Below are 24,968 nucleotides of genomic sequence, written 5' to 3'. Positions count from 1 at the left end.
TTATTTTTGCTCTTCCTTTTTATAAAGTTATGTGGAAAAAAATTAAACAACTTATCTTCATCATTCTTGTTCTGAATGTAGTTTTTATCATCTGGGGAAGATTTTTTAACCCACCTATTACCATTACCCAGATTGGAGGGCTTTTTGAGTACGGAAAACTGCACAGAGACTATATCTCTTATGACGAAATGGGAAGCAACGTGAAAAAGGCTGTGATTGCCTCAGAAGACCAGAAATTCTTCAATCATGACGGTTTCGATTATACCGCTATTGAAAAAGCGATGAAAAATAATGAGAAAGGAAAAAAGATCAGAGGAGGAAGTACCATTTCACAGCAAACGGCCAAAAATGTCTTTCTATGGCAGGGTAGAAGCTGGGTGAGAAAAGGACTGGAAGCTGTTTACACCTTTATTATAGAAAAAGTATGGGGTAAAGATATTATCCTTGAAAGATACCTGAACTCTATTGAAATGGGGCAGGGCGTTTTTGGGGTAGAAGCCGCTGCTCAGTATTATTTTGGAAAATCATCTAAAGATCTAAGCGTTTCAGATGCAGCATGGATAGCCGCTGTACTGCCGAATCCAAAGAAATATGATCCGAAGAATCCATCCCCTTATTTAAGGAAGAAACATAATTGGATCATGAGACAGATGAGGAATGTGAGTTTGAAATAGTATCTTTGTACTAATGAAATTCTTTAATTCCAGCACAAATTTTGAGTCAGTTCTTAAAAAGTACTTTTCTTTTAAGAACGAAACTCTTTCTTTAGAGCCGTTTGCCGAGTTTTTAGAAAGCATTAAACTGGCAGACTTTACCGATGTGCTTAATTTTTTTCGGAGCAATCCGAATTTTGCCGAAAACTTTAAATATTATATTCACAATATTTTTAAAGGAAGACCTTTCAATCTGTCTCTTACAGAAGCCAATATTCTTTCGGAAAATGCTTTCTTTCCGGAGCTTAAAAAACGAATCCTGAATAAAGTTCTTCCACCGGTAGAGAACGAAAAAACCGTTTGGTATATGATTGATAATGTCAGTCTGAGACCCAAAAAGGATTTAAAATACTTACACAATCTTCCAGAGAACGAAATCAATGAGTTTCTGACTATTTTGGGTGCCGCTGATTTTATCATCAGACCCAATGTGAAAAAAGAACTTATTTTCTCAATGAATATCCTTTCATGGAGGGTTACGGGAATGGCGATGGAAGTGGAAGTGGTGAGAATGGCTCCTCAATACAGAAATCTGGACAACCCCTTTCTGGCTTTACAGAATGAATTGGAAACATTAGCCGATGATCTTGTAAAAGACCCGGAATTACAGCTTCATTCCAAAGATAGCCGTTATAAGCAGATCAAAATTTATACAGAACAATGTCTCGAATTTGTTAATATAGCATTTAAAAATTCGGCTAAATATGGTATTTCAGGGAAAATCAACCAATCCTTATTGAAAATTCGCCAGCAGACCGAAAGAATTTATGATATCGTACAATTATTAGTAATTGATAATGAAGAAGATGTTCTGATTAAATCCAAACAACTGGCATTTAATATATTGAGCTACAAATCTCATAAAAATAATATTGCTGATCTGATCAATGACAGTACCAGATTAATTTCACACCTTATTACTAATCATACAGCAGAAACAGGAACACATTACATAACATCTACCCGCAAAGAGTACATGACCATGTTCTATAAAGCGAGTGGTGGAGGTATTATTGTCGGAGCACTCTGTGTTCTGAAAATGCTGTACGGTTATATTCCGGGAAGTGATTTTTCACACGCATTTTTATATTCTATGAACTATGCGATGGGGTTTGTCATGATTTATCTGATGGGATTCACCCTTGCTACCAAACAGCCGGCAATGACAGCGGCTACCATGACCAAAGTACTTTCAGAACAAGGAAACAGTCAAAGGAATAATACCGAATTTGCCCATTTGGTGTCCAAACTGTTCCGAAGCCAGTTTATTGCTTTTGTAGGAAATGTTTTGCTGGCATTTCCAATTGCATTGGCCATTATTTACGGATTGGATGTGTTTTTTTCACAGAATCTCGCTGTAGAAAGATCGGATAAATTATTAAAAGATTTGGATCCTTTCCAGTCAAAAGCTATTTTACACGCAAGTATTGCAGGGTTCTATCTTTTTATTTCCGGGATTATTTCTGGAAATATCGGGAATAACTCTGTTTTTTATCAGATTCCAGAGAGGATTGCAAAAAATTTGTCTATAAGAAGCTTTTTTGGAAAGAAATTCGCAAAAGGGCTTTCAAAATATTATGCTAAGAACTGGCCGGGAATTGTTTCTAATTTTTGGTTCGGAGTTTTTCTGGGGGCAACCGCTCCGGTAGGAATGTTTTTTGGACTGGATTTAGATATCAGACACATCACATTTGCAGCAGGAAACTTCGCATTAGGTCTTTATGGAAAAGATTTTTCGGTTGATTCCTATACCTTCTGGATTTCTTTTGTTACTGTATTTCTGATAGGATTCTTTAACTTTTTGGTAAGTTTTAGTTTATCCATGTTTTTGGCATTCCGATCAAGAAAAATGAATTTCGGGCAGGTAAGTGAGATTTATAAAGAGATTTTCAGCTACTTTATCAAACATCCTTTGAAATTTTTCATTCCGCTAAGTTCAGGATTGGATAAAAAAGCAGATGATTTGATGAGCAGTACAATTTCAAATAAAGAAGAGCATTAATTAGCTTTATGAGCTATGAATATAAATAGTAAGAGGTTTTCTCAGAATTGAGAAAACCTCTTACTTGTTTTTGGAGCCTGTATATTATAATAGTTTATACAATTGCTGCAGTTTTATGAATTTTACAGACAATAAGGAAGATCTGGACATTCTGCAGGTAATTGCTCCCAGAAAATACATTGGCTTGGATCTCCACAGCTTACTGCACAGCATACCATTTGTCCTGCTCCTTGAATGGCTTTTAAATTGTTTCTGGATAACTTCTTTGAAGTAAGTACTTTTTTCATATTAAAAATGGTTTGTTTATCAGTTTCAAATATATCACTTTATTTAGATATAAAGTGGAATTATTTTAATTAATAATAGCGCATAATATTGATAAACAGGAGAGATTTTATAAAATTTGAAGATCATGAAACTTGTCCTCGCCAAACTTATCCTGAAATTTTTTCAGATAGAAGCTTTTACGCATTTTAAAGTCATGCTTCAGTAATGGAGAATCTATTTTGATAATGATAAAGCCATTTTCAAGGTTAACACTTCTGATTTCATTAAACAGGCTTTCATCAAGATAATCTTCCAGAAAATCTTTGATCTCAAATGCAACCAGCTTATCTTCAAAACCATAAATTCTGGCAAAAGATTTTACCAGTTCTGAAGATTGATATTCACGTTTTTTATTCTTCTTCATGTTATTTTCTCTCTATAAATTGAATCGTTAATCCTTGGCCTTTAAAAAATGTGGGTAGGAAAAAGCCTTTGTATTATAATTCAAAAATGATACTTTCTTCGTTAATTTTCTTTACGACACTTTCCGTACGTTCTCTGTGAGTATCTGTAATGAAGATTTGTCCGAAACTTTCTTTGTTCACAAGCTCAATAAGTTGTGAAACCCTTGTATCATCAAGTTTATCGAAAATATCATCTAACAAAAGAATAGGCGTTTTCTTCGTAAGTTCTTTCACAAGACTCATCTGGGCTAGTTTTAAAGAAATAAGGAAGGATTTCTGCTGTCCCTGGGAACCTATTTTTTTTATCAAAACATGATCCATTTCAAACAGAAGATCATCCTTATGAATTCCCTTTGATGTATAGGTCAGCATACGGTCGCGCTCAAGACTTTGTTTTAAAAGTTCCTCAAAAGAATTTTCAAGCAAATGAGACTCATAAATAACCGATACAGTTTCTTTACCACCCGAAATGATTTGATAAAAATTCTGAACAATAGGATTAAGCTGCTCTACAAATTCTTTTCTTTTCTGATAGATTTTGGTTCCAAAACGGGTAATTGGATCATCATAAATTTCAAGAGAATCTTTGTCCCAGGTTCTGTTTTTGGCGAAATATTTCAACAGGGCATTTCTTTGCTGAACGGTTTTCTGGTATTGTATAAGGTCAAAAAGATATTCTGAATCTGTCTGAGAAATCATTGCATCCAAAAACTTACGTCTGCTTTCTCCAGAATCTGATATCAAATTCGAGTCATAAGGAGATATCATCACACTCGGCAAATACCCGATATGATCTGCAAGTCTGTCGTAGCTTTTATCATTTTTCTTAATGACTTTTTTAGCTTCCTTCGGTTGAGTGATTCTGATGATGTCCTCACTGTCTTCGTTTTGAATTTCAGCATCAATGGTGAAAAAATCCTCTTCCGTCTTAATATTGTTAAGGTCTGTATTTCCCAAAAAGCTTTTGCCTACCGATAAATAGTGCAATGCATCCAGAATATTGGTTTTTCCCACACCGTTGTTGCCTACAAAGCAATTGATCTGAGGAGAAAATTCAAACTTTTTTTCTGAATGGTTTTTGAAATTGTAAAGGGAGAGCTTCTTGATAATCATGGGTCAAAAATACTCCATTATTAGCAAAAATAAAAAAGGAAGTGATGAACAAGTTTCCACTCCAAATGAAAAATAGGAGTCATCCCTTTTGCTATCAGCGAAATAAATAAAAATATAAGAGATAATCGTACTCAGAAAAAATGAGACTGCATAAGGAAACTTAAGACAAAAGATGGCAATCATACTGCTTGTGAAAATCAAAGCATAAGCGACATATTTTGTATTCTGTACCCCGATAAACATAGGGAAAGTTTTTACCGTATCACTCTCCATATCCCGGATATCGAAAGGAAGTACCAATGCTGTAATGAAGAAAAAGCTGATCAGAAAAATAGGAACGCTAAATTCCGGAAGGGTAAGCCAGCAGTTGACCAATGCCCAGACTAATCCTACATAAAATACCTTAAGCAAAGGAATTTTTCTGATGTAAATATCAAGGAAAAAGCTGTTATAAAGTAGTCCCAGAATTACAATAATAAACCATTTCAGAAGGCGGATTTCATTATGGTTATAGATAATCAGACAGGCGCAGATAATTCCTGCAACGGCATTTAAAGCTAATATTTTTAAAAAATGCTTTGTATACTGATATTTCGTGTAAAGATAACCGCTGAAATAAGTAATGAAAATCAGAACAGTAGTAGGGAAACGGAATGTGTTTTGCTCTTCCATAAAAAATACTGCAAAAAGAGTTCCCATTAAGGAGACATAAATTTGGCTGTCTATGACAGTTTTTTTCAGTATTTTTAAGATGTTCATTTATCAAAAATAATATATATGAAAATATTTTCCAAGATTTTTATGCTTTTGCTTGTAATGCAGAGCTTTTCATCGGTCTTTGCTCAAAAATATTACGAAGACCAGTGGAAAAAAATCAATGAAAACACGAGCAAAGGAGCTTATAAGTCTAATCTCCCCATTATTTTGGCCATACAAAACCAAGCTATGAAAGAAAATAACACTCTTCAGCTGATCAGTGCTCTGAAATCTGAATTCAATATTATCAATCGAACTTCTGATGATGACCAGAATAACTCTGTTTCAACATTTTTCAAAAAGCTACAGGATGCAGAAGGAAAACTGAAAGGTGACGAAAAACTGTTTTATGAGGTTTTATTAAACAATTTTTTTCAGGATTACTATAATAATAATGTCTGGAAAATAAATTCGATGAGCAATATCAATACTCAGGATATTTCTCAGATTGAAACGTGGAGTAGACTTGATTTTAAAAACTATTTAACGAAGACCTACAGCGAGCTTGATTCTCGAAGTGCGGAAATGAAAAAGATCTCTCTGAAGAAATATGAAAATGTTTTTTCTGATACAAAGGATATGGCTTATTTTCCTTCGTTGTACGACTGGTATTCTCTTCAGAAAATAAACTTTTTATCTTCCAATTTTATTTTCACAAAAAATGAACTTGCAGCAAATCATATTAAAATCAATGCTATTTATGACGAAGTGATTGCTCAGAACAGCGGAAATGCCAAACTTTATATGATGAAAGAAAAGATGCTGGCCAACTGTGATCAGACTAATTGCAAAGATCGATTGGAACAGTATCAAAATATTTTGAAGTCTAGTGAAGCAGGAGATTATAAAGTCATCATCATGGAAAATATGATGGATGAGCTTATTGCAAAAAATAAAATTAAAGAAGCCATTGCAGTGGCTAAACAGGCGAAAAGCGAGTATCCAAAATCGCGATACATCGAAAGTATAAAGAACAAAGAAGAGCAGATTACCAACCCTACACTGAATATCAAATTTGAATCTCAGACTCAAAATAATCTTCCTATTCATTTTGTAGCAGAGTATAATAATGTTTCTACATTTACTTTAAATATTTATGAAGTAAAAGATGATTATACTTCATTCATGGATTATATAAGAAATCCTTATAATAATACTTTTGGAAAAATAAAGAAGAATCTGGTAAGAAAAGAAACTTTTGAACTGACAGATCCAAAAGACTTCCAGCTTCATAAAACCTCATTGGAAATAAAGCCTCTTCCGTCAGGTATTTATCTCGTAGACTATAGTGTTGCAGGAGAAAGCTCTAAAGATAGTGACTCTCCTCTGAATTTTCATTTTATAGTTTCCGGAAACCAAGTGATCTATCAGTCTAAAACCGATCGAAATACACTTTCAAACGAATTGAAACTAGTCAGCAGCGAGAATGGAAAACTTCTAGCCAATGAAAATCTGATTTTTTATGAATTTGTGGGCAATAATACTTTAAGCAAGATAGAAGGAAAAACCAATGAAAAAGGAGTTTTTAAGTTTCCTGCAACTACCAACAAAGATTATTACAGAACTTTTCTGATTCAGCAGCCTAAAACCAATGATTTCCAGATCAAGAAAGTATATGGCAGCAATACTTACAACGAAAATTACGATCCTAATAAACAAACCCGCTCCACGGCACAGATTTTTACAGACAGAGGGATCTATCGTCCCGGTCAGACGGTATATTTCAAAGTGATCAATACCCGAATTGAAAAAGAAGTAGAAACGGTGATGTCCGGGTTGAAGCAGAAAATTGCATTATACGATGCTAATAATCAGGAACTATCCACACAGGAATTTACGACTAACGAATTTGGTTCCTACCACGGAAGTTTCATTCTTCCTAAAGGTAAACTGAATGGCATGTTTTTCCTAAGAACGATTGGTGAACCTCGTGGCAATAAGGGAATTAGTGTTGAAGAGTATAAAAGACCTAAATTTGAAGTTACCTTCGAGCCTGTAAAAGAAGAATATAAATATGGTCAGGTCATAGAACTGAAAGGAAGTGCTAAAATGTTTTCAGGAGTTGCTTTAAGCAACACCATGGTAGATTACGAAATAAAAAAACATAATATACGATGGAGGTATTTCAGCTGGTATCCACAAGTGTATGATAATGAAAACTCAATACTGGGAGAAGCTAAAACTAATGAAAAAGGAGAGTTTACCATTCGTTTAGATCTTAAAAAGGATGAAACCTTGGAAGGTATTCAGATTGATAATTATGAAATAAATGCTTCCGTTACAGATATTAATGGTGAAACCCAGTCTGCCAATACCCAATTGAAAGTAGCTTCAGTTTCTCATTACATTAAAGCAGATGAAATCAATGACACATTTGCTGATGAAAATGTAAAACTGAAAGTAGAAACCAAAAATTATAACGAACAGCTTCTTAAAAAAGCTTATCAGGTGAAATTGTCGAAGCTTACAGCTCCAGATAGAGTTTTCCGTAATAATTTTAAACTTGAAGTTCAGAATCTTCCGAAATATTCAAAAGAAGAATTCATCAATAAATTCCCACATGATCTTTTCGATAAAAATGATGAGATTAAAAACTGGAAAACAGAAAAAGTTCTTGTAGAAAGACAACAGCAGCCTTCCGCCGATAATAATCTGGATCTTGGCAAATTGGAAGCAGGAGATTATCAGCTTGAACTTTTCAATATCGAAGGAAAAGATACCATAAAATCTTCCCAATATTTCAGTGTTTGGGATAAGGCAACGTTAAAACCTGCTCAAAAAACATTCCTTACCGTAATTGCACCAAAAGACGAAATTGCAAGAGGTGAAAAAGCGAAGATCTATCTGTTTTCTGCTATTCCTGATGCTTTGGTAAATGTCTTTATACAGAACGGTTCGGGAAAAACAATTACAGAAACCCATGCCTTTAAAAAAGGAATGCTGGAATATACAATTGAAGCTCCAAAAGATAAAGAAGTTTCTGAACTGAATATTCAGTTTCAAATGGTCGCATTTAACGACATCAACACTAAGAATGTTGTTTTAAAAATTAAAAATACCGAAAGTCCTTTAAAAATAGAAACGGTTACTTTCAGAGATAAAATAGAGCCTAACTCAAAAGAAAAATGGAGTGTAAAGGTAACAGGAAATGATAAAGAGAAAATCAATGCTGAGGTTTTGGCCAATATGTATGATATGTCTCTGGATCAATTTGCGGCTAATAATTATAACTGGAACAGGCTGTATTCACCTGTTAAGAGAGTGGTTTCCTACGGTATTCAGAATTATCTGGAGCAAAGCACCTATCAGAAAAGAATGAAATATTTTGACGGTAACTCTGTAGAAATCCCTGGTTTTAACTGGTTTGATGGAGGGGAGGTATTCGAGTTCTATCGTGGAAATCTTCCGAGAAAGAATAATGTTGTAATGACAGCAGGATATTCACCAATGCCAGCGCCATCAGTAAGATCAAAAGCTAGAATGATGATGAGAAAGGATGCAATGGTAGATAAAATGGAAGTTGCCGTAGGTGCAGTTCCCGCAGCAGTAAAAGCTCCGAAAGTAGATACTGATGCAGACGGTATTTTGGACCAGGATGATACACAAAAAGAACTGGACAAAGTTCCTGTTCGCCAGAATCTAAATGAAACGGCGTTCTTCTATCCAGACCTTAAAACCGATGCAGAAGGGAATGTAAACTTTGAATTTACTTCTCCGGAAGCCCTTACAAAATGGAAACTGATGTTCCTTGCACATACTAAAGATGCCAGAGCTGCTACATTGGAGAAAGAAGTTGTTACCCAGAAAGAATTCTCAGTAACACCAAACTATCCGAGATTCCTGAGAGAAGGAGATGAACTGAATCTACAATCCAAACTATCCAATCTTACCAATAAAAAACTGAGCGGATCCGCAGAGTTGCAGATTTTAGATGCCTTTACCAACGAGAATATTTCTTCAAAATTCGGACTGTCATCAGGAACTCAGAATTTTGATTTAAATGAAAACGGAAACGGAGCCCTTACATGGAAATTGAAGGTTCCTGACAACATCTCATCTATTATTCTGAAGGTAGTAGCAAAAGCTGGAGCCTACTCAGACGGAGAACAAAAAGCAGTCGCCATATTACCCAACAGAATGCTGGTAACCGATACCGTTCCTGTATTTGTAAAAGAAGGAGAAACAAAAACATTTGTCATTGATAATCTTAAAAATAATACTTCCACAACAGCTTCTAATGTTTCCAATACCCTGGAACTGACAACCAATCCTATTTGGGAAATTATGTTTGCACTTCCAAGTTTGAAAAACGACCAGAATAATTCTGCTGATGTTATCTTCAACAAATGGTTTGCTGATGTTTTGGCTTCCGAAATATTTAAAGCCAATCCTAAAATGAAGTCCGTTTTCGAAGAATATCAGAATAAAGGATTACTGAACTCAAACCTTGAAAAAAATCAGGAATTAAAACAGCTTTTACTGGAAGAAACACCTTGGATCCTGGAAAGTAAAAATGAAGGAGAACAAATGCAGAAACTTTCGTTGCTGTTTGATGCCAATACGATGAAAAACTCTATCAATCAGGATTGGGATGATTTCAGAGAATTGCAGAACCCTGATGGTGGATTCTCATGGTATCAAGGATATCCAAGTTCATATGGAACTTCATTATATATTCTTAAAAACCTTGGGAAAATCAATTCGTGGTTAAAAGATAATGTAAAAGATTACCAAAATGAAGATCAGAAGGCTCTGGTTTCAAAACTAATCAAATATGTAGATACTGAGATCAATAAATATGCAGATGCGAAGAAAGGAAACATCTGGAATAACTGGACGCTCGACTATCTTGATACCAGAAACTACTGGGAAAAAGAATATCCGTTAACAGGAAAAGGAGCTACTTTGAAATCGCTGGTGAAACAAAAAGCTAAAGCAGCAAAAATCACAGACTTTACATTCTTCGGATTACACAGAGCTGCATTGCTGATGAACAGTTACGACCTGAAAACATTATCTGATAAACTAATGACTTACCTGAAAGAAACCTCTACCGATACAAAAACACAAGGAGTTTACTGGAAACAGAATCTAAACGATTGGGGGTGGTTTGGTTCAAAAGTAGTGAATCATGCCGGAGCCCTGGAAGCTTTCAATAAGTTGAAACCTAATGATCAGCAATTCATTGAAGATATGAAGATCTGGCTGATTACTCAAAAAGAAGTAAACTCATGGGGAAGCTCAAGAGGAACCTCAGAGGTGATCTTCACGATTCTGAATTCAGGAAAATCATGGACGGGTGCAGAAAGCGATAAAGCAACAATAGTTTGGGGTGGTAAAGAATTGACTCCTCAAACACAGGCTACTGGATATGTGAAATCAACCATAAAAACAGATGCTATTGATAAAAACCTGGCTACTGTTACAGTTACGAAGCCTGGTCCGGGGATTGTTCAGGGAGGTTTATTCTGGCAGTATTACGAAGATCTTGACAAAGTGAAATCTTCAGAAAGCTATATCTCGGTAACCAAAGAGCTTTATAAAAAAGTAAAAACCGTAAACGGTGAAGAACTTCAGAAAATATCTACCGAAACTCCGTTGAAAGTTGGAGATAAAGTAACGGTAAGAATGATCCTGAATACCGACAGAGCAATGGAATTTATTCATATTAAAGATATGCGCGCTGCAGGATTTGAACCTTTAGACGTATTATCAGGGTACCAGTGGAAGAATAATCTTGGCTATTATCAGTCTACAAAAGATGCTTCTACCAACTTCTATATTCAATATATGCCGAAAGGAAAATATGTTTTTGAATACGATGTTGTAGCCAATGCTGCAGGAAATTTCTCCAACGGAATTACAACCATGCAGAATTACTACGCACCACAAATGAATGCCCATACGAAAGGAAGTAATGTTGCCATTTCAGAATAAATGATAAAGAAGCTGTAGTAATTTTTACTACAGCTTTTTTGTTATAAGATGGCACTTAGAACAGAAATAAAATAAAAAAAATCAAACAATTGTTTAACGTTGGAACGGTTTTTGGAATTATAATAGTATCAATTAAAAAAAATTATTAAAAGATGAAATTTTCTAAAACTTTAATTACAGGATTGATTTTAATGATCGGTGTAAATGCTTTTGCTCAAAAGAAAGCTGAAAGGTTTGAAAAACTGCAGATTGAAATGTTCCCAAAAGCAAAAGATGGATATAAACAAGTGTATATTCAGCTTCCCATTGAAAAAAATGAAAAGGACTTAAAGGTTGAACTTTTTGTAGGAATGGAAAAAATGTTAGACTGTAACAACTATTTCCTGATGGGAGATATGAAAACCAAAGATCTTGAGGGATGGGGATACAACTATTATGAAGTAGATTCCAAAGGGGAAACAGCAGGAACGCTGATGGGCTGTCTTAACCAGAAAATGACCAAAAAGTTCGTTTCATTAAACCCTGAAATTGTAAGATACAACAGCAAACTGCCATTGGTATTCTATGTACCAAAAGATATCGAAGTTCGTTACAGAGTATTACGCCCTGATAACACGATGAAAAAAGCAGTTCAAAAGTAAAATTTGCAAGCTTATTATAAACGGAAAACTCCTCACAGTAATGTGGGGAGTTTTCGTTTTCTACAGCCATATACATCTTGATTTCCAGAGGAAACACAAAGAAAAGGGAAGTGTGAAAAGTGGAGTTATTATTTTTTTTAAGATTTTTTAGTTTTTAATTAACAATTAAACACTTTTGCCAAAACTTTGTTTGTGAAGGTTTTTAACTTAAACATATTTTAAACATACTTTAAATTCACTGTATTGTAGAATTATCTTTAAGTATTTTAACATTTTTTGCATTATATTTGTTATAAACATAAGCCATGAAAAACAATTTATTGATTTTTACGTTTAGTTTTTTGGCTTTCCCTGCGTTGGGCTGGTCACAGTCTGCTCCTGATTTTAAGGAACTTTTAGACAGCGCCATGGTTCGAGATTCGGATCTCAAAATGCAGATTACCCAAAATAAACTTACCGACCTTGATGAACATAAGCTAAAGGATATTTTCTTACCTACTCTTGAACTGAGTGGAAAAGCCGGGTATCTCAATGGAACGGCAAGATTAACCTCGCCGGAAATTAACCTCGCTCCCTTTATCAATATTCCGGAAGGTGCTTTTAATAACAATTTCAATGTATCAGGGTTTTCCGGTATTGCAAAAGCCGATGCCAAAATGCTTCTCTATTCCGGAGGAAAGGTTAAATACCTGAAAAAAGCCGTTGAAGAAAAGAAAAAGTCTGAAGACATCTTGCTGGAAAAAACAAAAGACGAAGTAGTGGCTACTATTTCCAAAGCTTATGATCAGCTGGCATTGATTCATCAATCCAAAAAAGTTCTGGATGAAAGTACAAAAAGACTGGATATTAATAAAAAGACAGCCGATAAAGCATTGGGCTACGGATTGATCACTCCTTACGATCACAAGAAAATAGAATTGGCCCAGGCCACTTTAAATGCCAAAGTAATAGAATACGAAGGAAAAAAAGAACTTCTCCTTACCCAACTCTATATTTTAACGGGAATCAACAGAGAACGTCTTAGAATGATTGATCCTGTCTTATCACCTGTAGAACTTCTTGCCGCAGAAAAAGGAATAGAACAGAGAGCAGAGATCCGGGCGTTAGATCACGGAATTACTGCAGCAGATTATAAGATCAAAGCCGAAAAAACATGGATGATTCCTAAAGTACAGTTAATGGCATCCGCCTATTATATCGGTCTTTACGGAAACCGTATCACAAGCTCTGAAAACATAATTCCAGCCGTTCCTTTGCTTGGATATGAAGGCAAAAAACTGGATTGGAGACCTAATAATATCAACGTGCTTCCCCTGATTACAGCAGGAGTTGGATTCAAGTGGGAAATCTTTGACGGAAAAGAAGGAAAACATGCCGAAGAAACCGCCAAAGTTGGAAAAGAAGTATTGCAGAACCAGAAAGAAGATGCTTTAAAAAAGCTCACCCTGAATCTGGCCAACAACCAAACCAATTATAACATTGCTTCTGCTCAGATCACATTAAAGGCTAAAGAAAAAGAACTGGCAAAAAGTGCTTTGGTGCAGGCTGAAAAAGAATTCAGATATGGGATGAGCAAGTCCTCACAGCTCATTGATGCAGAAAATGATCTGGAAGCTGCCGAGCTTGAATATCAGAACGCAATTTTTAACCAGAGAAGAGCAGGGATAGAACTTATGAGATCTACCCAGGAGCTGGATATCACCAAACTTTATTTAATCCCTTAAAATTGAAAATGATGCCTAAAAATATATCTATACTCTTTGCTGCTCTGTTGATACTGGGAAGCTGTGACAAGAAAAATGAAAAGATCACGGAACCTGAAGGAAAAACCAAAAAGGATGTCATCTCCTTTGCTCCTAAAGTTACCGGAAGAATCATAAAAATATATGTCGCCGAAGGACAGACAGTAAAAAAAGGGGATACCCTGGCCCAGCTTGATGTACCGGAAGTTTCCGCGAAAATAGCACAAGCCCAGGGAGCCGTGAATGCCGCTACAGCCCAGGAGCAAATGGCAAAAAACGGTGCCACAGCAGATCAAATGAAACAGTTACGAGCAAAATACAAAGGGTTGAAAGAACAGTATGAATTTGCCCAAAAATCTTATAAAAGAGCCAATAATATGTTCCGCGACAGCTTAATGTCTCCACAGGCTCATGATGAGATTTATGCAAAACTTCAGGGAGCTAAAGCCCAGTATGATGCCGTTGTTGCAGAATTGGATGATGTCACAAAAGGAACCCGTTTCGAGAAAGTAGAAATGGCGGCAGGGCAGGCATCTCAGGCTAAAGGTGCTTTACAGGAAGCCAACGTAGCCTATTCTGAAAGATATATCATTGCTACCAACAATATGGAAATAGAAACCATCAGCCTGAATACCGGAGAACTGGCAACGGCCGGATTTGCTTTATTCAACGGATATATTCCCGAAAGTACCTATTTCAGATTTACTATTCCGGAAAGTGCAATCTCAAAATATAAAAAAGGGCAGGATGTGAATATGCAGGTTGTTTATAATAAAGAAAATCTGGTAGGAAATATTGTGTACATCAAACAATTGACAAAATACGCAGATATTACAACCGCTTATCCGGATTATCAGCTTCAGGATGCGATTTATGAGATCAAAGTAAAGCCAAAAGATATGAACAAGGCTAAAAACATCCTGGTTAATGCAAATGTAATCTTGAAATAATATGAAATGGCAAGGGCAGAAATATTCATTCCCTTTCCGTTAAAAATATAAAAATAAACAGATGAAAGAATTTTTCCGTCTTTTAAAACGTGAGTTCAAACTTTTTATTGGCAATTCTACCTTGAGGACGGTGTTCTTTTTGGCACCGGTCTTTTATGCAACCTTGCTGGGGTTTGTTTATAAAAGCGGAAAAGTTGAAAATACACCTGTATTGTTGATCGATAGGGATAATACACCTTTATCTAATCAACTGACAGAGATGTTGGAGGATAATAAAAGTATCAAAATTATCAGATACCTTCAGGAACCGCTGAGCATAAAAGATGAGGTGATTAAACATGAAGCAGCCGGAGTGGTGATTATCCCCTCAAGATTTGAAGGAGATATGCTCCAGAAAAAATACCCGGAACTGAATGTTTACATCAATACCGGAAACGTTCTAACAGCTAATTTTGCCTCCAAAGCTCTTCAGCTTACCATAGGGACATTTTCTGCAGGGGCTTCCATAAAAGCACTTCAAAAAGCAGGCATGCCAGCTGCAAAAGCGGCTACACAATATGAGCCTTTCAAAGCCAATTATATAACGCTTTTCAATACAACGGGGAACTATCTTATCTTTATGTGGCCGGCGATGCTGGCGGTGGTTCTGCAACAGGTCATTCTATTGGCAATGGCTGTAAGTTTTGCCGCAGAGTTTGAAAGAGGGTCCTTTGTGAAAGAATACCGTAGTATGAAAAAGTGGGCTTTTCCTACCATGTTAATTAAAGTAATTCCGATTTGGGTATTTTCTATTCTTATCGTCAGCGTTTATTACTTTATGCATATGATTTTCAGGGTTCCTATGCCGGAAGGAATAGTGAATTTTATCCTTCTTACGGCGGTATTTGTAGGTTCCGCTTCATTTTTGGGAGTGCTTGTCAGTATTCTTATTCCGGATGCGTTAAAGGCTACACAGATTTTGATGGTTATTGCTTCACCGGCTTTCATTATCAGTGGATTTACCTGGCCACTAAGTGCGATGCCTGCTTTTGTACAGTTTATTGCTAATATTATTCCGTTGACACCTTTTTTGCAGGCTTTTAAAATTTTGCTGATTCAAAAAGGATCTGTAGAACTTACTTTTCCTTATCTGAAGCATTTGAGTATTCTTTTAATTATTTATGCCATTTTAGGTTGGATTGCTTTGAAAATTAAACTTTGGCTGATCTTCAAAAAAGCTTCATCACAGGAAATTACTTTGGAAGAAACGTCTGAGAAAAAGATTGCAGAATAAAAATGTGAAAGCGAAAAATATTCACTTTATCCTTGGTTTTTTACCATTATATCTTTCTTTTAAATACATGGGAAAGATCCTTTTGCTTCTATCTTCAAATCCTGAATGAAATTTTATCAGGCTATAAAATCAAACAAAAAAACTGATATATTTGTCTGTTAGAAAATAGAAAGAATATGGAAAATGTATTTGAAGCAAAAGATGCTCAAAGATATATAGATAGAATCAACAAGCTTGTAGAAGATACCCATGGTTTATGGGGAAAAATGACGGTAGACCAGATGTTGGCGCACTGTTGTATCACGTATGAAATGGTTTTTGAACCTGAAAAACATAAAAAGCCGGGATCTATCGCAAAATTTATCTTAAAGACTTTTGTAAAACCTAAGGTGGTGGGAGAGAAAGCATATCCCAGAGATTCCCCTACTTCCCCTCAGTTTTTGGTAACGGGAAGAAAAAACTTCCACGAAGAAAAAACAAGACTTATCGGTTTCATTCAGAAAACTCAGCAGTTGGGAGCAGATGCTTTCGATGGTAAAGAATCCTTTTCCTTTGGAAAATTAAAAGCTCAGGAATGGAATAATATGTTTGCAAAGCACCTGAATCACCATTTATCCCAATTTGGCGTTTAAACCCCTCACAATATGAAAAAACTTTTATTACTCTTTATTTTTGCGGCTCATTTCGTCGTGGGCCAGATGCCGGATATTTCAAATGTATGGCTGAACAAAAGCAAACCTTATATAGGAACAATCGGAAGCAAAGGTCAGGAGTTTAAGCTTAAAATCAATACTGCCGAACAGAACAAGAAGAATGATCAGGAATATTTTGTTTCGGGATATACTCTTGTAGATGCTAATTATGCAAAATTCGAAGGCAAGATTATCATTTCAAAGTATAAAGATGCCAAGAAACAGGGAACGGTATTCGGAGAGTATGAACTGGCAGAAGAAAATAAAGGAAAACATTCAGGGCTGCTGAAAGGAAAATTGGTGTACAATTTCAAATGGGACCGAAAAGCAGAAAAGATACAAGGCGAGTATATTGAATTGGTTGGCGACTGGAAAAGTTATGACGGAACCCTGGAATTTAAAACCCGTCTTAAAAATCAATAATCATCATCCAAATCTTACAATAAACCCAATAAAACTATATGAAATTAGGAGCATTTTCAATCAGCTTAAGTGTGAAAGATCTGCAGAAATCTAAAGACTTTTACGAAAAACTTGGCTTTACAACCATGGCCGGAAATACCGAACAGAATTATCTGATTATGAAAAACGGATCCACGCTGATAGGTCTTTTTCAGGCAATGTTTGATGGCAATATGCTTACTTTCAATCCAGGATGGGATGAAAATGCGCAGAATCTTGAATCTTTCGATGATGTACGTGTGATTCAGAAGCATTTAAAAGAAAATGGAGTTGACATTGAAAAAGAAGCCGACGAAACCACTTCAGGTCCTGAACATATGTATCTGAAAGATCCGGATGGGAATATGATTTTGATCGATCAGCATAGATAAAAAGATCTGATATAACATTCAATAAAAAACTTAACTTATAAAAAACAATCATGGCAACAGTAAATGTTTATTTAACGTTCAACGGAAATTGTAGACAAGCTTTCGACTTCTATAAATCAGTTTTCGGTGGAGAATATCCTTATATGGGTACTTTTGGAGAAATGCCTCCAATGGAAGGAAAAGAAACGCCCGAAGAGGATAAAGATAAAATCATGCACGTAACGCTCCCGATTTCTAAAGAAACCGTATTGATGGGTAGTGATACAGGAGGAGAATGGGCTTCTCACTTTCAGGCCGGGAATAATTTTTCCGTTTCTATCAATGCAGAATCTAAAGAAGAAGCTGATAAACTGTTCAATGGTCTTTCTGCTGGCGGACAGGTAACCATGCCAATGGCCGATACGTTTTGGGGCGCTTATTTCGGAATGTTTTCAGATCAGTTTGGAATCAACTGGATGGTGAACTATGATGATCCTGCGAAAATGCAGCAGCATCCGTAAAAACAGAAGGATATTCAAAATACTTAAAAACCGACAGATAGCTGTCGGTTTTTTTTATACTATAGCTGATGATGGATGTTTTCTGATGTTTTAATTCTTTTAACGATCTTACAATTCTCAAAATAGTACGGAAAGCAAATGAACACTCAAACAGTATTTTGGGTAAAATGTTGTCTAAAGCAAAGAGCCGAAAAGGAAGGACAGCGTATTAAATGCCAAATTGGAAAACCCGTAGAAATACGCAATATCTGATGGTGTTATTATCCTAATTTTGGAAAAGAAAAAGAAAGATTCTGTGAGGTTGAAAATAAAATACATTTATTTTGGCGGTATAATGTGTTTTTTCCTAAATTGTGTGTGTTGTTATTAACAGTATTCATAATAAAACTATTATATAAATAAAAAACTAAAAACTATGGATTTACCAAAACATGCAGTAACACTGGATCAGGCTCAAACATGGATTGCAAACTGGCAAGGGAGAAAAGATATTCCCGGAGCATCAATAAAAGCTAACTTAATTCCTGCTCAGGATGTGAACGATATCTTCATGAAAGATACAGGGTTTACGGAATATAGAGGGTATAACGCAATTACCGACGAAGGAGAATTTAAATTTCTTTTAGTAGGCGTTGATGCTTCAGGAAATGATATGGTAGACTATGCAAAAGGCTATTATGTATATGATATGACAACACCTTGCCCAAGTGTATGTTCCTTAAATAGATGGTGGGAAAGATAATTCCAAAAGCTAAGGATTATTGGATCATTGGATTGAAATATTATCGCTAGTTGGAAAAGGCATCCTGCTGATTAATTTGGTAGTATACTGTATAGGCTTTTTCGGTTCCGGAAGGGCCTATACATTTTTTATAAGTTATCTGGCCTGGTTGTTAATATGTGAAGTTGTATTCTACGTATTAAACTATCAGAAGATCAATAACCTCTTTTTCTCCCATTATTATCTGATAGGCCAGTTCCTGTTGTTGGGGTTATTTTTTCATGAAATTTTGACGGAAACTTATCAAAAGAAAACAGCCCGTTTCCTTTTAGCGATTATTCCGGCGGTTCTTGTTATACAGTATATTATGTATCCTGAAAAATATTATGTTTTTAATTTATTTGAAATTTTTGTCACGTCTTATTCCATCATTATTCTGGCATTGTTTCATTTATATAATACACTGGACGCCCAGAAGAAATACAACTATATAAGCCTGGGACTTTTGCTGTACCTTATAAGCAGTACCGTGATATTCCTTTCCGGAAACCTTTATACAGTAATGAATAGCCAGCTGCATAAAGAAATATGGGTTCTGAATGTCGTTATGTTTATTGTATATCAGATTTTTATTTTCACAGAATATCTTTCTTCCCGTAAAAAAAATGTGTAATTACTGTTATGATTTTACAAGATGAATGAGAATGCTATTATTTCCACTATTGTGTACACCTTTTTGGCGTTTACTTTACTGGCCATTACCCTAATTCTGTTTTATTATTTTTCCAACAAGAAAATAACGAGAAACCTTATTCAGAAAAAGGAACTGGAAATTCGGTATGAGAAAGACCTTACCCATGCTATTATTGGTGCTCAGGAAAAAGAGCGGTTACGTATTGCTCAGGACCTGCACGATGACATCAGCTCGAAACTCAGTGTAGTTTCTTTACATATCCATCTTCTGGATTTTGATAATCTGGAAAGAGAAGAATATAATGACCTGAAAAATAAAATTATCCATCTCGTCAATAAAACGGCAGAAAGTGCCCGACAGATTTCTCATGATCTGCTTCCTCCTATTTTAGAAAAATTTGGACTGCATGCTGCTATAGATGCTCTTTGCTCAGAAATTAACCTCTCCAAAACCATACAGGTTTCCTATTCCAATAGTTTGTATTTTGCCAAAGCAGAGGAAGAAAAAAATTTGCATATCTTTAGGATCCTTCAGGAATTGATCAATAACTCTATAAAACATGGTGAAAGTAGCCATATTCAGATAGCATTTATAGGAAAAGATGGAAAAAATACCTGTATTTATAAAGATGATGGTAAAGGATTTAGCCTTGATGAACAGACGTTGAAAGGTGGACTAGGCCTTCGGAATATCAGAAGCCGGGTGGAACTGATCAACGGTACACTGAAGATGGAAAGTGAAACCAATAAAGGGATCACCGTAGAATTTACATTTTAAATGATTATAAGATGGAAAAAGAGACAATCCGTGTCATAACGGTAGATGATGAAGCCCTCTTTCGTCAGGGAATCTCACTGCTGATACAGAGAGAAAAAGATATTGAGCTTGTGAGTGATTTCAGCAACGGAAAAGAACTGCTGGATGCCCTTACAATCCTCGAAGACCTTCCGGATATTATTTTAATGGATCTTAATATGCCGGAAATCAATGGAGTAGAAGCTACTAAGCAGATTCATGTTAAATATCCTCAGATCAAGATTATTGCGCTTACCAGTTATAATACAAAAGCCTTTGTTGTCAACATGATCCAGTCGGGAGCCTGCTCTTTCCTCAAGAAAAACTCCAGTCCTGCAGAACTGTTGAATGCCATAAGAGAAGTATATCAAAAAGGCTTTTTCTATAATGTTGAAGTAATGGAGGCACTTCATCAGAACCTTACAGAACCTAAAAAGAAGATTTCCAGTATTTTTGATGCCAATCATATCTCAAAACGGGAGAAAGAAGTATTGGAGCTGATCTGTAAACAATACAGTACCTTCGAAATTGCTGATCAGCTTTTTATAAGTTCGAGAACGGTGGAAGGGCATCGCAACAGTCTTCTTCTAAAAACAGGAGCTAAAAATACTGCTGGTTTGGTAGTATTCGCTATAGAAAGTAAAATTGTAGATACCAATTATTTAAAAGATAGATTTTAGTGAATTTCATTGATGTGCTTTTCGCACAAGTTCAAAATCTGAATATTTATATGCTTTCTAATTTTAGATCTTTTATTGGGCGCTTGGACAAAATATAAGTGACTTTTTTGTGTTTTCTGATAAAAATAGTATTAGTTTTGACAATTAATTAACAGAAAAATACAAAAGAATGAAATTTACAATCGAAAACATCAAAGCAGCACATCAAAAAGTAAAAAGTGGTGCAGATTTCCCACAGTATATCCAGGATATTAAAGACCTGGGTGTTTCTCATTACACAGCTTATGTAGCTGATGGTAATACAGAATATTTCAATGCAGATAACCAATCTGTTCATACCGGAAGCAAGTACGATCTTTTGACCATTTCTCATGATGTAGATCTCGACACTTTCAAAGCAAGATTAAAACTTCATCAGCAAGGCGGTACAGATTACATTACATTTTGCAATGACTGTGCAGCAAACGGAATTGTTGGCTGGAGAATCAACCTGGCTGAAATGAAGTGTACTTATTTTGATCAAAAAGGAGAAGATATCCTTGTTGAGCACATTCCGGGATAACAGAGTGTCAAAATTTTATGAAGTAACACATTTAAAATGACTTGTTGCTAAAACCCCTTTCAAATTCACCTTAATATTTGTTTGTTATTATTGATTTAAATTATTAATTTTGTTAAAAACGATAGATAATAGTAATTAATAAACATGAGAAAGGTTTTTACGAAGTTGGCTTTTACGGTATTTGGATTAAGCTCCCTCTTAACATTTGCGCAGAAAAATGATCTTGGTGCCTGGTATATGTACTTTGGAAATAATAAGATCAGTAAAAAACTGAATTGGCATAATGAAATTCAGTACAGAAACTTTGATGCTATTGGTGATTTGGAGCAGCTTCTCATCCGCACAGGAGTAGGATATGACCTTACCGAAAACAATAATAATATTTTATTGGGGTATGGTTTTATCCTAAGCCAACCTTACGTAAATGGAGAAAAGAAAGAAAATATTGAACACAGAATTTTCCAGCAATATATCACAAAACAGAAATTCGGAAGATTTCATATTCAGCACCGTTATCGTTTGGAAGAACGCTTTCTGGAAGATGATTTCAGAATGAGGTTCCGATATATGCTTGGGTTCAATATTCCCATTACTCAAAAAGAAATGTTGCCCAAAACACTATATGCTTCAGTGTATAATGAAATATTTCTTCATTTCAACAGCCCGGTTTTCGACAGGAACCGAGTGTATGGCGCATTAGGATATGTCATCAATAAAAATATGAGAATAGAAGCCGGATATATGAATCAAATTCAGGAAAACAGAAACCGTGGTCAGATTCAGATTGGCTTTTATAACAACATACCATTTACCCGAAATTAGTAATTCTTTTTTTACTGAATGCCGGGATGAAAAATGAAATCGTAATTTTATAAAATATCATTTATATATAAACACATATGCATTCAGGGAAAAGATTTGGAGCGCGCGAGTTCATAGTATGGACAAGGCGAAGCATCTATGCACTTACATTATTATCCGCAATTCCAACAGTTCTGTACTTTTGGGGTTGGAAGTTTCTTTCCGTGCCATGGCAGCCTATCGCTATCATGGGAACCGCGGTCGCTTTCATTGTAGGATTTAAAAACAATGCCAGCTACAGCAGATTGTGGGAAGCAAGGCAGATCTATGGAGCCATCATTAATGATAGCCGAAGTTTTGGATACATTCTTCGTGATGCGCTTATTTCAAAGGATTCGGATAAAGTAAATCAAATGTTTCTGCGTCATTATGCATGGCTTACTGCGCTAAGGTTCCAGCTTCGTGAGCCCAGAGCTTGGGAAAATATGGGAACTGTTCAGTTTGATGAATATTCAAAGAAATATGATATTCCGGAAAGACTTACAAAACTGGATGAAGAATTAGAAAAATACCTTTCTGAGGATGAACTTAAGTATATTCTAAGCAAAAAAAACAGGGCTACACAGTTGATGGCAGCCCAAAGCAAACAGCTGTCCGAAGCTTATGGGAAAGGAGAAATTAATGATTTTCAATGGACGCAGATCAATCAGCAGCTTGTGAAATTTACTGATAATCAAGGGAAAGCAGAGCGAATTAAAAACTTTCCTTACCCAAGGAACTTTTCTTCTATTACGACTTATCTTTTACTTTTATTCATCATTTTCGTTCCTTTCGGATTGTTGAAGGAATTTGATAAACTGGGAGAAGGAACAATGGTAGAAGGTTGGACGCTGTGGTTTAATATTCCTTTTTCAATATTGGTAACATGGTGCTTTCATACTCTTGACAGTGTAGGAGAAGCTTCTGTCAACCCTTTTGAAGGAAGCCCGAACGATGTCCCGATTACCCAGATCAGCCGAACAATTGAAATAGATATGAGAGATATGCTGGATGAATCAGAACTTCCGCCGGCGATCACTCCAAAAAATAATATTGTGCTTTAAAAACTCAACATAAAGACAATATTAAACCTATGAGATTTAACTAAAAATAAAGTATTCAAACACGTTTTATCAAGAACTACCTTAAAAACAACACTTAAAAAAACAATATCAAAATGATTCACAGCTATGTTATCATATCCATTGTCGTCTTACTGTCTGTAATGATATTAGTGATGATCGGGCAGAAACTGAAAGTGGCTTATCCTATTTTTCTGGTGATTGCAGGATTGCTCATAAGCTTTATTCCCGGAATGCCGCGTATAGAAATAGAACCGGATCTGGTTTTCCTTATTTTTCTGCCTCCTATCTTATTTGAAGCAGCCTGGTTTACTTCATGGCAGGATTTTCACAAATGGAGAAAGCAGATTTTTTCTATGGCTTTCGGTTTGGTATTTCTGACTTCCATTGTAGTGGCTTACCTTTCTTCCTCAATCATTCCGGGGCTTACTGTAGCCATGGGATTCCTGTTGGGAGGAGTAAATTCGCCACCGGATGCCGTAGCTGCAACTTCGGTGTTGAAGCATATGAAAATTCCTAAAAAAATCACAAGTATTTTGGAAGGAGAAAGTTTGATCAATGATGCTTCCAGTTTAATTGTTTTTAAATTCGCTCTTGCAGCAGTTATTTCAGGACAGTTTATCTGGAGAGATGCTGTTCAGGACTTCTTTACGATGGCTATTGGCGGAATTGCTATAGGAGTTGCCGTAGGCTTTCTGTTTGGAGCTTTATTGAGAATTATCCCAACCAATTCCAACATAGATACCATTATTACCCTTATCGTACCGTATATTATGTATGTGGGAGCCGAGCATTTTCATTTTTCAGGAGTACTGGCGGTGGTTTCAGGAGGATTGCTGATGTCTTACAACTCCCATTGTTATTTAAGTCATACCTCAAGGATTCAGTCGGGGAACGTATGGAGTGTTCTGATATTTTTAATGAATACCATTATTTTCATCCTTATAGGTCTGGAGCTTCCTATTGTTGTGGAAGGATTGAAAGACTATACTATTTCTGAAGGAATATTCTACAGCGTTGTGATTGGCGGAGCAATCATCGGAACAAGAATATTGTACAGTTATGCCTTAATGTATTTCCCCAGAGTTTGTTCCAAAGAATTAAGATTAAAAGTTCCCAAGCCAGATTGGAGGGAACCCTTCATTATTAGTTTTGCAGCGATGAGAGGAGTAGTTTCTTTAGCGGCCGCATTGTCTATTCCTGCATTTTTACCGAATGGAGACGCATTTCCACACCGAAATATCATTTTATTCGTAACTTTCGTTATCATATTGATCACTTTGGTAGGGCAAGGGTTATTACTAAGTCCAATCCTGAAACTGTTGAACATTCAGGATGCCGGAAGTGAATTGCCGGAAGAAAAACAGGAAGTAATTCTGATGCGTAAGTTAAAAGAAACAGCTCTACATAAATTGGAAAACGACTTTTCTGAGCTGACCGTTACCAATAGCCTGGTACGTCACCAAAAACATAAACTTGAAAATGAAATGATGCTGATGGCAGATAAAGCCCAATGTATGGCGTCTACCGGAGATTATGTTACAGCCATTAATCAAAATAAAGATGTATTGCGTCAGGTTATTCAGGCTCAGAGAAACGAGCTGCACAGAATGAAAAAAGAGAAAATCTTTGACGATCATGTGATGAGAACCATTGAAATGCAGTTGGATTTTGATGAAGCTAAGATCACTGGATTTTCACATGGATAATT

General features: G+C 35.8%; 23 protein-coding genes. 19 read left to right on the top strand and 4 right to left on the bottom strand.

Annotated elements, in window-relative coordinates; translation table 11 throughout:
• Positions 1-29 precede the first annotated feature (29 nt).
• The gene (mtgA, locus tag ACL9RH_RS09450; protein WP_422693115.1) at positions 30-674 is read left to right on the top strand and encodes a monofunctional biosynthetic peptidoglycan transglycosylase; all 645 of its coding nucleotides are present in this window, start codon (positions 30-32) and stop codon (positions 672-674) included.
• A gap of 13 nt (positions 675-687) precedes the next feature.
• Positions 688-2,715, top strand: coding sequence for a recombinase (locus tag ACL9RH_RS09445; protein WP_422693114.1), 2,028 nt, complete (start codon positions 688-690; stop codon positions 2,713-2,715).
• 122 nt (positions 2,716-2,837) lie between these two features.
• Here ACL9RH_RS09445 and ACL9RH_RS09440 read toward each other — a convergent pair whose 3' ends face one another.
• The 4 genes from ACL9RH_RS09440 to ACL9RH_RS09425 form a co-directional block, all read right to left on the bottom strand.
• Positions 2,838-3,002 (bottom strand): bacteriocin-like protein, encoded by a 165-nt coding sequence (locus ACL9RH_RS09440; RefSeq protein WP_422693113.1) that lies wholly within the window; start codon positions 3,000-3,002, stop codon positions 2,838-2,840.
• A gap of 107 nt (positions 3,003-3,109) precedes the next feature.
• Complete coding sequence (locus ACL9RH_RS09435) at positions 3,110-3,406, bottom strand: hypothetical protein (RefSeq protein ID WP_422693112.1); 297 nt, start codon at positions 3,404-3,406, stop codon at positions 3,110-3,112.
• Positions 3,407-3,479: 73 nt separating this feature from the next.
• Positions 3,480-4,559: a DNA replication/repair protein RecF gene (gene recF, locus ACL9RH_RS09430; protein ID WP_422693111.1), complete on the bottom strand. Its 1,080-nt coding sequence runs from the start codon at positions 4,557-4,559 to the stop codon at positions 3,480-3,482.
• 3 nt (positions 4,560-4,562) lie between these two features.
• Complete coding sequence (locus ACL9RH_RS09425; protein WP_422693110.1) at positions 4,563-5,318, bottom strand: hypothetical protein; 756 nt, start codon at positions 5,316-5,318, stop codon at positions 4,563-4,565.
• Between the two features lie 18 nt (positions 5,319-5,336).
• Between ACL9RH_RS09425 and ACL9RH_RS09420 the strand changes: the two genes are divergently transcribed.
• From ACL9RH_RS09420 to ACL9RH_RS09340, 17 genes are all read left to right on the top strand, one after another.
• Positions 5,337-11,252, top strand: a complete 5,916-nt coding sequence (locus ACL9RH_RS09420; protein ID WP_422693109.1) for an alpha-2-macroglobulin family protein — start codon at positions 5,337-5,339, stop codon at positions 11,250-11,252.
• Positions 11,253-11,404: 152 nt separating this feature from the next.
• Positions 11,405-11,893 (top strand): serine protease inhibitor ecotin, encoded by a 489-nt coding sequence (eco, locus tag ACL9RH_RS09415; protein ID WP_422693108.1) that lies wholly within the window; start codon positions 11,405-11,407, stop codon positions 11,891-11,893.
• Between the two features lie 305 nt (positions 11,894-12,198).
• A complete protein-coding gene (locus ACL9RH_RS09410; protein ID WP_422693107.1) occupies positions 12,199-13,617 on the top strand; it encodes a TolC family protein in 1,419 nt (472 codons plus the stop codon).
• 11 nt (positions 13,618-13,628) lie between these two features.
• A complete protein-coding gene (locus tag ACL9RH_RS09405) occupies positions 13,629-14,585 on the top strand; it encodes an HlyD family secretion protein (protein WP_422693106.1) in 957 nt (318 codons plus the stop codon).
• A 61-nt stretch (positions 14,586-14,646) separates the two neighbouring features.
• Positions 14,647-15,858, top strand: a complete 1,212-nt coding sequence (locus tag ACL9RH_RS09400) for an ABC transporter permease (protein ID WP_422693105.1) — start codon at positions 14,647-14,649, stop codon at positions 15,856-15,858.
• Between the two features lie 176 nt (positions 15,859-16,034).
• On the top strand, positions 16,035-16,490 hold the full coding sequence (locus tag ACL9RH_RS09395) for a DUF1569 domain-containing protein (protein WP_422693104.1): 456 nt from the start codon (positions 16,035-16,037) through the stop codon (positions 16,488-16,490).
• Positions 16,491-16,502: 12 nt separating this feature from the next.
• Positions 16,503-16,973 (top strand): hypothetical protein, encoded by a 471-nt coding sequence (locus tag ACL9RH_RS09390; RefSeq protein WP_422693103.1) that lies wholly within the window; start codon positions 16,503-16,505, stop codon positions 16,971-16,973.
• Positions 16,974-17,011: 38 nt separating this feature from the next.
• Positions 17,012-17,383 carry a VOC family protein gene (locus ACL9RH_RS09385; RefSeq protein ID WP_422693102.1) on the top strand — a complete coding sequence of 124 codons (372 nt, stop codon included), beginning with the start codon at positions 17,012-17,014 and terminating at the stop codon, positions 17,381-17,383.
• Positions 17,384-17,433: 50 nt separating this feature from the next.
• Positions 17,434-17,883 carry a VOC family protein gene (locus ACL9RH_RS09380; RefSeq protein ID WP_422693101.1) on the top strand — a complete coding sequence of 150 codons (450 nt, stop codon included), beginning with the start codon at positions 17,434-17,436 and terminating at the stop codon, positions 17,881-17,883.
• A gap of 415 nt (positions 17,884-18,298) precedes the next feature.
• Positions 18,299-18,625 (top strand): hypothetical protein, encoded by a 327-nt coding sequence (locus tag ACL9RH_RS09375; protein WP_422693100.1) that lies wholly within the window; start codon positions 18,299-18,301, stop codon positions 18,623-18,625.
• Positions 18,626-18,644: 19 nt separating this feature from the next.
• Positions 18,645-19,277 (top strand): hypothetical protein, encoded by a 633-nt coding sequence (locus ACL9RH_RS09370; RefSeq protein ID WP_422693099.1) that lies wholly within the window; start codon positions 18,645-18,647, stop codon positions 19,275-19,277.
• 21 nt (positions 19,278-19,298) lie between these two features.
• The gene (locus ACL9RH_RS09365; RefSeq protein WP_422693098.1) at positions 19,299-20,075 is read left to right on the top strand and encodes a sensor histidine kinase; all 777 of its coding nucleotides are present in this window, start codon (positions 19,299-19,301) and stop codon (positions 20,073-20,075) included.
• An 11-nt stretch (positions 20,076-20,086) separates the two neighbouring features.
• Complete coding sequence (locus tag ACL9RH_RS09360) at positions 20,087-20,773, top strand: response regulator (RefSeq protein ID WP_422693097.1); 687 nt, start codon at positions 20,087-20,089, stop codon at positions 20,771-20,773.
• A gap of 169 nt (positions 20,774-20,942) precedes the next feature.
• Positions 20,943-21,335 (top strand): DUF1398 domain-containing protein, encoded by a 393-nt coding sequence (locus ACL9RH_RS09355; protein WP_422693096.1) that lies wholly within the window; start codon positions 20,943-20,945, stop codon positions 21,333-21,335.
• A 144-nt stretch (positions 21,336-21,479) separates the two neighbouring features.
• The gene (locus tag ACL9RH_RS09350; RefSeq protein WP_422693095.1) at positions 21,480-22,157 is read left to right on the top strand and encodes a DUF2490 domain-containing protein; all 678 of its coding nucleotides are present in this window, start codon (positions 21,480-21,482) and stop codon (positions 22,155-22,157) included.
• Positions 22,158-22,234: 77 nt separating this feature from the next.
• Positions 22,235-23,239 (top strand): bestrophin family protein, encoded by a 1,005-nt coding sequence (locus tag ACL9RH_RS09345; protein WP_422693094.1) that lies wholly within the window; start codon positions 22,235-22,237, stop codon positions 23,237-23,239.
• 113 nt (positions 23,240-23,352) lie between these two features.
• Entirely contained in the window at positions 23,353-24,966 is a 1,614-nt protein-coding gene (locus tag ACL9RH_RS09340) for a Na+/H+ antiporter (RefSeq protein ID WP_422693093.1), read from the top strand.
• The last annotated feature ends 2 nt before the right edge of the window (positions 24,967-24,968 follow it).

This window comes from Chryseobacterium sp. Mn2064 (genome assembly GCF_049319685.1).
Lineage (GTDB): Bacteria > Bacteroidota > Bacteroidia > Flavobacteriales > Weeksellaceae > Chryseobacterium.
This window is presented reverse-complemented; position numbering and strand designations above follow the sequence as displayed.

Bases quoted from the DNA above. Each gene is read 5' to 3' on its own strand.
- ACL9RH_RS09355 (WP_422693096.1), top strand. From the start codon at position 20,943: ATGAAATTTACAATCGAAAACATCAAAGCAGCACATCAAAAAGTAAAA.
- ACL9RH_RS09345 (WP_422693094.1), top strand. From the start codon at position 22,235: ATGCATTCAGGGAAAAGATTTGGAGCGCGCGAGTTCATAGTATGGACA.
- ACL9RH_RS09350 (WP_422693095.1), top strand. From the start codon at position 21,480: ATGAGAAAGGTTTTTACGAAGTTGGCTTTTACGGTATTTGGATTAAGC.
- recF (WP_422693111.1), bottom strand. From the start codon at position 4,559: ATGATTATCAAGAAGCTCTCCCTTTACAATTTCAAAAACCATTCAGAA.
- eco (WP_422693108.1), top strand. From the start codon at position 11,405: ATGAAATTTTCTAAAACTTTAATTACAGGATTGATTTTAATGATCGGT.
- ACL9RH_RS09385 (WP_422693102.1), top strand. From the start codon at position 17,012: ATGAAATTAGGAGCATTTTCAATCAGCTTAAGTGTGAAAGATCTGCAG.
- ACL9RH_RS09360 (WP_422693097.1), top strand. From the start codon at position 20,087: ATGGAAAAAGAGACAATCCGTGTCATAACGGTAGATGATGAAGCCCTC.
- mtgA (WP_422693115.1), top strand. From the start codon at position 30: ATGTGGAAAAAAATTAAACAACTTATCTTCATCATTCTTGTTCTGAAT.
- ACL9RH_RS09365 (WP_422693098.1), top strand. From the start codon at position 19,299: ATGAATGAGAATGCTATTATTTCCACTATTGTGTACACCTTTTTGGCG.
- ACL9RH_RS09340 (WP_422693093.1), top strand. From the start codon at position 23,353: ATGATTCACAGCTATGTTATCATATCCATTGTCGTCTTACTGTCTGTA.
- ACL9RH_RS09405 (WP_422693106.1), top strand. From the start codon at position 13,629: ATGCCTAAAAATATATCTATACTCTTTGCTGCTCTGTTGATACTGGGA.
- ACL9RH_RS09375 (WP_422693100.1), top strand. From the start codon at position 18,299: ATGGATTTACCAAAACATGCAGTAACACTGGATCAGGCTCAAACATGG.
- ACL9RH_RS09410 (WP_422693107.1), top strand. From the start codon at position 12,199: ATGAAAAACAATTTATTGATTTTTACGTTTAGTTTTTTGGCTTTCCCT.
- ACL9RH_RS09390 (WP_422693103.1), top strand. From the start codon at position 16,503: ATGAAAAAACTTTTATTACTCTTTATTTTTGCGGCTCATTTCGTCGTG.
- ACL9RH_RS09435 (WP_422693112.1), bottom strand. From the start codon at position 3,406: ATGAAGAAGAATAAAAAACGTGAATATCAATCTTCAGAACTGGTAAAA.
- ACL9RH_RS09440 (WP_422693113.1), bottom strand. From the start codon at position 3,002: ATGAAAAAAGTACTTACTTCAAAGAAGTTATCCAGAAACAATTTAAAA.
- ACL9RH_RS09425 (WP_422693110.1), bottom strand. From the start codon at position 5,318: ATGAACATCTTAAAAATACTGAAAAAAACTGTCATAGACAGCCAAATT.
- ACL9RH_RS09445 (WP_422693114.1), top strand. From the start codon at position 688: ATGAAATTCTTTAATTCCAGCACAAATTTTGAGTCAGTTCTTAAAAAG.
- ACL9RH_RS09420 (WP_422693109.1), top strand. From the start codon at position 5,337: ATGAAAATATTTTCCAAGATTTTTATGCTTTTGCTTGTAATGCAGAGC.
- ACL9RH_RS09400 (WP_422693105.1), top strand. From the start codon at position 14,647: ATGAAAGAATTTTTCCGTCTTTTAAAACGTGAGTTCAAACTTTTTATT.
- ACL9RH_RS09395 (WP_422693104.1), top strand. From the start codon at position 16,035: ATGGAAAATGTATTTGAAGCAAAAGATGCTCAAAGATATATAGATAGA.
- ACL9RH_RS09380 (WP_422693101.1), top strand. From the start codon at position 17,434: ATGGCAACAGTAAATGTTTATTTAACGTTCAACGGAAATTGTAGACAA.